The sequence below is a fragment of the Flavobacterium sp. genome (genome assembly GCF_031423415.1).
Classification (GTDB): domain Bacteria; phylum Bacteroidota; class Bacteroidia; order Flavobacteriales; family Flavobacteriaceae; genus Flavobacterium.
Genome location: NZ_JANPFL010000072.1, coordinates 1 through 2,064 on the forward strand (window position 1 = coordinate 1; position 2,064 = coordinate 2,064).

3 protein-coding genes are annotated in these 2,064 nt (G+C 35.5%); all 3 read right to left on the minus strand.

Features of this window, described 5'->3' with window-relative positions; translation table 11 throughout:
• On the minus strand, window positions 1-603 hold a 603-nt coding region (locus RMO83_RS07280; RefSeq protein ID WP_310559013.1), incomplete at its 3' end, for a coproporphyrinogen III oxidase.
• Complete coding sequence (locus RMO83_RS07285) at window positions 600-1,010, minus strand: hypothetical protein (protein ID WP_310559014.1); 411 nt, start codon at window positions 1,008-1,010, stop codon at window positions 600-602. The genes RMO83_RS07285 and RMO83_RS07280, both read right to left, overlap by 4 nt.
• Window positions 1,011-1,052: 42 nt before the next feature.
• Window positions 1,053-2,064: uroporphyrinogen decarboxylase (hemE, locus tag RMO83_RS07290; RefSeq protein ID WP_310559015.1), on the minus strand; the 1,012-nt coding region annotated here is incomplete at its 5' end.

The window sequence follows — 2,064 nt, forward strand, 5'->3', positions numbered from 1 at the left end:
AAAATTAAACCAATTTTCCATTGACATTGCTTCTGTTGCTTTGCAATAATCAAAGAATAATCCGCCAATTCCACGAGCTTCGTTTCTGTGAGTGTTCCAAAAATACTCATCACATTGTTTTTTATATTTTGGATAAAAATCCACATTGTGTTTATCGCAAGCTGTTTTACAGGTTTGATGAAAATGAATCGCATCTTCTTTAAACAAATAATAAGGTGTAAGATCTTGTCCGCCACCAAACCACGAATTAATTACGTTTCCAGCATCGTCATACATTTCGAAATAACGCCAATTCGCATGAACGGTCGGTGCCATTGGATTTTTCGGGTGAATTACTAATGACAATCCACAGGCAAAAAAATCAGCTTCGCCAACATTGAACATTTTTTGCATGGCTTCAGGTAATTTGCCATGAACTGCCGATATGTTTACACCACCTTTTTCAATAACATCCCCATTTTCGATTACTCGTGTTCTTCCGCCACCGCCTTCTGGTCGTTCCCAAATGTCTTCACGGAATTTGGCTTTGCCTTCGACGGTTTCCAAACCTTTGCAGATTTGGTCTTGTAAGTTTTGAATGTATTGGTAGAATTTATTTTTCATTTTTCATTTTTAATGTTATACATTTTTATTGAAATAAAAATAACAAAAATTAGACTAACTATATTTGGCAACAGAAACACTAGTAACCATTCATCTAAATTTCTTTTACCAGAGAGCATTCTTTTCCAAACACCTGCCATTTCTTCGTCAAAAAAAAGAAACATATTAAAACCAAACAGTCCTAATCCGAGTAATATTAAATTTAGTTTGTAGTATTGCTCTTTTAGTCCTCGTAAGAGCAATAGAAATCCTAAATAACCACTAATACCCAACAACATTTGAACTAAGTAAATGATTTTTCCTGATAAGGCAAAACCAAAAATTCCTGAAACCAAAATCATAAATATCAGAAAGGTTGCAGGAATAAGTCCTAGCAAAACAAATAAAGTATAATGTGCTTTTTTCATTTTTATTAAAAATATATTCTCTTTTTCTACCTTTTAGGAAAGCTAGGATATGCTTTTATACTCCTTAACCGCATCAACAAAAGCTTTAGCATGATCTACAGGAATGTTTGGTAAAATTCCGTGACCTAAATTCACAATATATTTGTCTTTCCCGAATTCGTCAATCATTTCGTGAACCATTTTCTTGATAGTCGGAATTGGCGACAACAATCTCGATGGATCAAAATTTCCTTGTAATGTAATATTCCCTCCTGATAAATATCTTGCATTTCTTGGCGAACAAGTCCAATCTACTCCAAGAGCTGACGCTTTGCTTTTTCCCATTTCGTTCAAAGCAAACCAACATCCTTTTCCGAAAACAATGACTGGCGTAATATCCGCCAGGGCTTCAATAATTTGATTGATGTATTTCCAAGAAAACTCTTGATAATCAACTGGCGATAACATTCCGCCCCAAGAATCAAAAATCTGAATGGCGTTACAACCTGCTTTTACTTTTTCGACTAAATAAGCAATCGTTGTGTCTGTTATTTTTTGCAATAAAACGTGTGCTGCAACTGGATTTGAAAAACAAAACCCTTTGGCCATATCAAAACTTTTAGAACCTTTTCCTTCCACGGCATAACACATAATAGTCCAAGGTGAACCCGCAAAACCAATTAATGGCACTTCGTTATTCAACATTTGTTTGGTTAATTTTATAGCATCAAAAACATAACCTAAAGTTTCGTGAACATTTGGAACAATTACTCTTTCTACATCTTGAATGGTACGAATTGGATTGGGTAAAAACGGCCCAACATTTTCCTTCATTAAAACTTCGATGCCCATAGCTTGTGGTACAACCAAAATATCCGAAAACAAAATTGCAGCATCAGGCGCAATTCTACGTATGGGTTGTACAGTGATTTCCGAAGCCAATTCTGGGGTTTGACAACGGGTAAAAAAATCGTATTTGTCACGTAAAGCGATAAATTCTGGTAAATATCTTCCGGCTTGACGCATCATCCAAACAGGTGGTCGTTGTACAGTTTCTCCTTTTAAGGCACGTAGG